5 protein-coding genes and 1 pseudogene are annotated in these 6,998 nt (G+C 69.5%); 2 read left to right on the top strand and 4 right to left on the bottom strand.

From position 1 onward, the window contains the following. Positions 1-140 precede the first annotated feature (140 nt). Positions 141-1,094: a sigma-70 family RNA polymerase sigma factor gene (locus D7V93_RS34065; protein ID WP_120647348.1), complete on the top strand. Its 954-nt coding sequence runs from the start codon at positions 141-143 to the stop codon at positions 1,092-1,094. Positions 1,095-1,104: 10 nt separating this feature from the next. On the opposite strand, the gene D7V93_RS34060 is transcribed toward D7V93_RS34065, so the two are convergent. The 4 genes from D7V93_RS34060 to D7V93_RS34045 form a co-directional block, all read right to left on the bottom strand. Then, positions 1,105-1,830 carry a DUF2652 domain-containing protein gene (locus D7V93_RS34060; protein WP_120647349.1) on the bottom strand — a complete coding sequence of 242 codons (726 nt, stop codon included), beginning with the start codon at positions 1,828-1,830 and terminating at the stop codon, positions 1,105-1,107. Positions 1,831-1,901: 71 nt separating this feature from the next. Continuing rightward, positions 1,902-2,741 (bottom strand): hypothetical protein, encoded by an 840-nt coding sequence (locus tag D7V93_RS34055; RefSeq protein WP_120647347.1) that lies wholly within the window; start codon positions 2,739-2,741, stop codon positions 1,902-1,904. Then, positions 2,738-5,329 (bottom strand): exonuclease/endonuclease/phosphatase family protein, encoded by a 2,592-nt coding sequence (locus D7V93_RS34050; RefSeq protein WP_147451485.1) that lies wholly within the window; start codon positions 5,327-5,329, stop codon positions 2,738-2,740. The genes D7V93_RS34055 and D7V93_RS34050 overlap by 4 nt, the downstream gene beginning before the upstream one ends. A gap of 141 nt (positions 5,330-5,470) precedes the next feature. Next, positions 5,471-6,460, bottom strand: coding sequence for an Ig-like domain-containing protein (locus D7V93_RS34045; protein ID WP_120647345.1), 990 nt, complete (start codon positions 6,458-6,460; stop codon positions 5,471-5,473). A gap of 141 nt (positions 6,461-6,601) precedes the next feature. Between D7V93_RS34045 and D7V93_RS34040 the strand changes: the two are divergent. Then, a pseudogene (locus tag D7V93_RS34040) lies at positions 6,602-6,998 on the top strand (hypothetical protein); the annotation flags it as partial.

Here is a 6,998-nt window from a genome sequence, read left to right as displayed (position 1 = left end):
GGCCTGTACCGGGTGGGGGACTGGGTGGGCGCGGAGGGGATGCTCGCGGACGCGTCCTTCGCGAGCGCCGAGGCCGTGGAGGGGGCCCTGCTGCGAGGCGCGCAGGCCCACCCGCGCCGCGCGGTGGGGGCGTAGCCGGAATGGACGACCGGGCAAGAGGCGCACTGGCGGAGGCGGCACGCGAGCACGAGTCCTTCCTCTGGGGGCTCTGCTACCGGATGACGGGCGTGGCGGCGGACGCGGATGACCTGGTGCAGGAGACCTATGCGCGCGCCCTCGCGACACCGCTGGAGCGGCTGGATGCGCTGCGCCCCTGGCTGACGCGCGTGGCGGTGAACCTGGCGAGGGACCACCTGCGCAGGCGCCGTCGCGAGGGCTACGTCGGCCCGTGGCTGCCGTCGCCGGTGGAGACAGGGGACCAGGAGGTGCCGCCCTCGGTGGAGGCGCGGCTCCCGGGAGGCGGCTCGACGGAGGGGCGCTATGAGCTGTTGGAGAGCGTCTCCTTCGCCTTCCTGCTGGCGCTGGAGGTGCTGTCGCCAAAGCAGCGGGCGGTGCTGCTGCTGCGCGATGTCTTTGATTACTCGGTGCTCGAAGCGGCCGAGGCGCTGCGCATGAGCGAGGCGAACGTGAAGGTGGTGCACCACCGCGCGCGGGCGGCGATGGCCGGGTATGACGGGTCGCGCTGCGTGCCCACGCGGGACGTGCAGGAGCGCACGCGCGCCGCGCTGGAGGGCTTCCTGGGCGCGCTGCTGACGGGAGACGTGGCGGCGGCGGAGGCCCTGCTGGCCTCGGATGTCCGGGCGCTGTCGGACGGTGGCGGCCAGGTGCGGGCGGCGCACGTGCCGGTGGTCGGCGTGAAGCGGGTGCTCGGCTTCTTCTTCCGGCTGATGGAGCTGCGGGGCGCGCCGAGGGCGGTGGAGGCCCAGATGCTCAACGGGCTGCCGGCGGTGGTGGCGGTGTTCGACAAGGCCTCGGACCCGCTGCTCGCCGAACGCACGGTGATCCGCGTGGACGTGGACGCGAGCGGGAGGATCCGCGCGCTGCACGCGGTGCTGGCGGACCGGAAGCTCGCGGGCGTGCGCATGCCGACGTGAGCCGTTCCCCTCAGGGGCCCTGGGCTTCGACGATCTCGACGTTGCGGAAGTCCTCGCAGGGCTCCTTGAAGCCGAGCACGTACTTCAGCGAGCGCACCTCCAGCGTCAGCTTGGCCCAGAGCTTGCGAGGCAGGCTGGGCCCCAGCGCTTCGGGGAGCGCCGAGGCGACCTGCCCCAGGTCGAGGTAGTGCGTCGCCGTGCGGCCCATGCCCTCGAAGTCGTGCTCCAGCCCCTGGGTGGACTGGCGCAGCGCCGGGTCGAGCCGTGCGAGCACCGGGTCCGTCATCAGGACGTACTCGGGAACGGGGACGTCGTTCTTCAGCATCCGGTGCACGAGGATGACGTCCATCCCCGCGAGCTCCGTGAGGTGCTTCACCCGCTGGAAGGCGACCTCGCCGTCATGGGCCACGAACTTGAGCGTCAGGGCGTTGACCTGCATGCACCCGTCGCACTTGCACATCCGGTCGATGATGAGCTGCTCGCGCCGGGCGACGAACGCGCGGCGGATGTCCGCGACCTGCTGGGCGAAGGCCGCGGCGTCGTCCCCCACGGCATAGAAGAAGGCCGCGTCCCCCTCCAGCTTGGCGAGCTTGAACCGGCCGGACGCGTCGATGACGGCCTCGAGCAGCTGCGCCACCGTGTCCTGCGCGTGCGCGAGGCTGAAGCGGTGGTGCTTCATGAAGCGGGTGTACCCACCGATGTCCGCGATGAGCAGCAGTGCCTTCTCGATGGCCATGTCGCGGGCAAGCCTAGCGAAGAGGCGAGCGGCGGGCCAGGAGCACTGGCTGCCGCCGCTCGCCAGCGTCATCAGGGGGCGGGGGCCGCGGACTCGTTCACGAACACGTCGTGGAAATACGCGTTCGCATACCCCAGGGGCGCCGGGGCCCCGCTCAAGTAGGTGGGCGGGTTGTGGGTCACCACCAGGGCCTTGTTCGGACTGGCGGGCGGAAAGGTGTCCGTCACGGTGTAGGCCCCGTACACCTCGGGTTGCGCGTCCCGCTGGAACACGAAGCGGTGGTTCGCCACGTCCCACTGGACCCGCAGCGCCGCCTGCTCGCCCTGGTGGACCTGGCCCAGGTCCGCGGCGAAGAGCTGCGCTCGCGTCGAGCACGACGCGTTCGTGCACCGCTCGATGAGGGCCTCCACCCGCAGGAGCTGGGAGCCCACGGGGTCCGTGGACCGCGAGACGATGCGGATGGCCGCGATGACGTCATCCTGCTGATTCTTGGAAGGCACGCCCGTCCGGGTGTTGAAGAAGTGGCCCGTGAGCTCGGCGGTGCTCTCGGCGGCCGGGGCTCCCGGGGCCGTGTACCCCGTGGTCCTGGCGTTGTTCAGGCGCACCTTCGCCGCGATGGCCGTCACCGCCGAGGAGTGGGAGAAGAGCAGGCCGAAGCTGCCCGCCCCCGGCGTGTCCGAACGGCTCATCAACCGCAGGCGGGTGAAGGCCAGCTCACGCGCGGACTCCAGCCGGGTTCCCGTCTCGTGGTCCACCCACCGCGCCGGGTCGATGCCGCGGACCTTCGTCGCGCGAGCGGGGTTCGGCTCCGTCGGGTTGAAGTTGTCGTAGGGCACCATCGGTTCCACCGCCTGGGCCGTGCCCCCCAGCACCAGTGCAAGCACCGCGCACTTCAGGTTCATCGTGCTCATGGCGATTCCAGTTCCTTCACGTTGAAGAAGTGCCGCACGCGGGCGTTGTTGCCCGTGCTCGTGTCCTGTCCCTGGGTCTCCAGGCTGATGCCGTTCTCGTAGCCGTCCAGGAAGCTGCCCAGGAGCTCGACCTCGGTGAGCCAGTCATTGGCCAGCGTCTCGCCCTTCACCCGGCGGAGCACGCCGCTGTTCGCGGAGAAGGAGAAGTGCGCGTCCTTCTCGTCCAACGTCGTCCCGGCGCCACCCTCGGGAATGGAGTCGTAGTGGTCGTTCGGTCCGGTGTCCGCCTCCCAGATCTCCGACGTCATGTTCACCGTCCCAGAGAACGCGGCAGGCAGGTCCGGGAAGGGGATGATGTTGTCGGGGCCGGTGTGCACGAACCAGTTCGGGTAGATGGTCTGGTCCTCCATGACGTTCAGGTAGGTGTTCTCCCGGGTGACGCCATTGGCGCGCATCATCACGCGCGGCGAGAACCAGTCCGCGCAGCAGCCGCTCGCGGTCTCCAGGTCGGTCACCTGCTTCACGGAGTACTCGATCCGGTGCTCCTTGGCGGGGTTGTACTTCGCGACATCCTTCACCCGCGCCAGGTTCACGGTCACGTCCACCATGGCGTGGTCCGACAGGCACTGCTTGAACAGCTGCCCCGGGAACCCGAGGAGGACGAGGGAGTCGGGGTCGAAGTGCGGGCTGACGCTCGCCGTGGGCTCCTTGAGCAGCGCGAACGCGGGGAACTCCGTGGTGTCCTCAGGGGGAAACACGAGGACGTAGTCGATGCGATCCCTGGCGCCCAGCTCGTCCGCCACGGTGTCGGCGCACGCGCTGCTCAGCCACGTCCCGGTCGCCAGCGGGTCCGCCCCGGAGGACGTGCGAGCCAGGTCCCGCTTCTCGGAGAACAGGGTGTTTGCCTTTTCGAACTCGGTGCGCCCGCTGATGTCGAGGAAGCTCGGGCCCACCATGTCCTGATAGCGGGGGAAGCTGGTGTCAGCCTGGGTGTGCTTGGGCCCCAGGGTGTTCATGTCCCCCAGCAGGAAGGCAGGGCGGTCCATCCCGCCTGGCCAGGTCCCGCGGGGAAAGATGTCATTGTCTCCCAGCAGGTACGGGAAGGAGTTGGCATTCAGGGGGCCGCCCCGGCGCACCTGTTGGGCGTAGGCCTTGATGTCGAAGAGCTGGTCCTCGCGCGCATCGGTGTCGGGTCCGGGCGTGTTCTCTCCCGCGTTGACGTGGGTGCAGAACACGTCGACGAACTCGGCGTAGTCGGTCCCCGCGGCGACCCGGAGGGTGTCGTGGTCGTTGAAGAGGACGGGGGCGGTCGCGGCGGGGGTGGCGATGCGCGCCCAGATCACGCCCTTGTCCTGGAGGCAGTCGTCGCTGGTGCACATGTGCGAGGGGAAGTGATGCACTCCGCCCTCGAGAATCTGCCGCGAGGACAGCAACACCAGCCCCGTGCTCTCGGTGGCGAGCTGGAAGGTGTTGTCATTCAGCTCGGTGATGGCCTGCATGGGCGGCAGGCCTTCGTCGGCCCGCAGCTTGTTGACCTTCTCGATGAGCTCGCCGCGCTCATACGACATCCAGATCTCGGAGATGCAGGCGACCTCCTTCCGGAAGATCTTCCGGGCGACGGTGTCGATCTCGCCCGAACCCCCATCGTTGACCCAGAAGGTCGCATCGGGCATCTGCCCCACGTTCCACATCGTGAAGCTGAGCGGAATCGGAGCCGGCTCCTTGAACTCGAGCGTCTCCCAGGTCTCGGTGAACAGGTCGAAGGGCGGCACGTCCTTGGCGTTGGGAAACCGGCCGCCGCCCACCATCTGGGTGGCGCCGCTCACCGAGGCGGGCGCGTGAATGATGCCAAGTCCCAGCTTGCGCACCGCGCTCAGGAGCGGCTCGCTCGCGACGCCTGCGGACAGGCCCGGCGCCAGCTTGATTTCGAACTCGATGTGGACGTGGTCCAGGTCCCAGGCCGGGATCATCACCTGCGCGGTGGTGGTCCAGGCTTCGGTGGGGGCCGCCAGCGGGATCCAGCCATTCGTGCCGTCGCCCTTGCTCTGGCTGATGCCCGTCGTGGCACCCGGACCGGTGGAGTAGCGGAACATGATGCGCCGGTCTTCGTCACGGGGCTTGCTTGCGGTCGCGACCAGGTTGAGGGTGTCGTCGCGCTTCGCATCCAGCCAGAGGGTGACGATGCCCGAAGGGTTGAGGAAGTTCCCGCTGGCGTCCTTGGGCACGGGCAGGCGCATGCCGATGAACAGCGATTGCGAGTGGCAGGGGTTCGTCTGGATGAAGGGAATTCCCGCCGCCTGGGGGCCCCCCACGTTGCACTCGTCCCAGGTGTAGGCGGCGTTGTCGGAGACGTACAGGAAGAGGTCTCCGTTGGGACCTCCGTTCATGTAGTCCTGCAGCGGGAACATCTTGCCGTCGGCGTACTCCAGGGCGGGAACCGCGCCGTCCACCGTGGGTTGGGTGCACGGAGCGGTGGGGCTGCACTGGACGAGGGCGTTCTGGGGGAGGAGCTTCGTGGAGAGGGGCGCCGCCAATGCCCCTGTGGGAATGAGGCTGGCGAGGGCCAACAAGAGTGGGACGCGTTGCATGAATCCTCCGGGTGCATGCCCCGGATTGCACCGCGCATGCCGTGTGGCTTCCCCCGGGAGGCCGCGAAGCAGGACGGCAAGGCTTGCCGTCCACGGGCAGGGCTGGCCGGCAGACCTTGCCAGCCCCGCTCCGTTTGCCGGTCAGTCGTTGGCCGCGCCCGCGAGGATCCACGAGCGCACGAGGATGAGCAGGTCCGGGTGCTGATTGAAGTAGGTCGGGTTGTTCCTGGGCATGCGGGTCCCGCACGCCGTGCCCTCCAGCTTCTGGATGAGCGCCGACCTGTCCGGGTCGCCGGGAGCGACGCGCTTGAAGGACCCGCAGGCGGAGGCCGTGACATTGACCAGGTTGCTGTAGCTGGTCGCCGCCGCGAGGTTGAGGCCGCCGCTGTCGTGGCAGCCCGTGCACGACGGGACGCTCTTCCACACGTTCTGGACATCCGCGGCGTACCGGGGCACCGAGACAGGGACGGTGAGTGTGCGGACCACGGGCGTGCTCGCTCCATCCGTGACGCTCACGGAGAGGGTGAACGCGGTCTGCGTGCCCACGACGGGCGAGTACCAATGCGCGCTCGCGCCGGTGCTGTCACCCACCCAGGTGCCCGGTGTGGCAGGCGTGGTCTGCGCCCACGTATAGGTCAGCGGGTCTCCGTCCGGGTCGCTCGCGGTGATGGTGAACGTGCCCGTCGCGCCGGCCACCAGCGTCGAGGGTCCGGTGATGGTGGCGGCCACGGTGGGCGGCTGGTTGCCTCTCCGGACGTCCACGTCCACCGAGCCCTGCTCGGAGCCACCCCTGCCGTCGCTCACGGTCACCTCCAGCGTGAAGCGTTGGCTGCTGTCCACCGGCGGCGCGGTCCACGAGGGGTTGGGCGCGGAGGCATCGTCGAAGGTGCCCGCCGGGGAGGCGGGGCTCTGCGTCCAGACGTAGGTGAGCGGGTCACCGTCCGCATCCGAGGCCTCCAGCGTCAGGGCCACGGGGACCCCGGAGCTCACCCTCGTGACCTGGACGGTCGGGCCGGTCAGGGTCGGCGCGGTGTTGGTGTTGTCGGGGGGCGGGGCGTCACCGCCACAGGCGAGACCCCCCAGCCCGATGAATAGCGAAGGCAGCAGGAATTGTGACAGATGGCGGCGCATGGGGGCTCCCTGGGAAAGAGTGCTGGGACCCTAGGGCACGCGGAACAATTCCTGTCACCGGCCCAAAGCGCCGCGTGTTCTTCCTCCAGGGGACGGATGGCGGCGGGAGTCGCCCCGGGAGATGGGCTAGCGTCTGGGGCCATGCAACTGCTCCGCACCTCCGCCCTCTTGTTGCTGATGGGATGTCTCGCGTCGGGTTGCAAGCGGGACTCCGACGCTCCCCCGCCTGGTCCCGCCCTGCCCATGGCTCCGAAGGTGGCCCCCGCGCCCTTCGTCCAGGCCGGGCTGGTGGCCCCCGTCACGGCCGCGGGACTGCCGGACACGGGCGAGGTGGACCTCGCGACACTGCGCGACTCCGTGGCGGATCCACAGGTGCTCTCCGAGGAGGAGCTGCGGAAGCTCTCGGGGGTCGACATCAGCGGCCTGGATCGTCGGGCCCCGGCCTTCGGCATCAATGCGCACCTGGACGCGGAGGAGGCCTTGGAGGCGGACGGGCGGGGCGCGGCGAACGTCGCACCCCGGGAGGTGCCCGCGGACA

The sequence above is a fragment of the Corallococcus llansteffanensis genome, assembly GCF_003612055.1.
Taxonomy (GTDB): Bacteria; Myxococcota; Myxococcia; order Myxococcales; family Myxococcaceae; genus Corallococcus; species Corallococcus llansteffanensis.
This window is presented reverse-complemented; position numbering and strand designations above follow the sequence as displayed.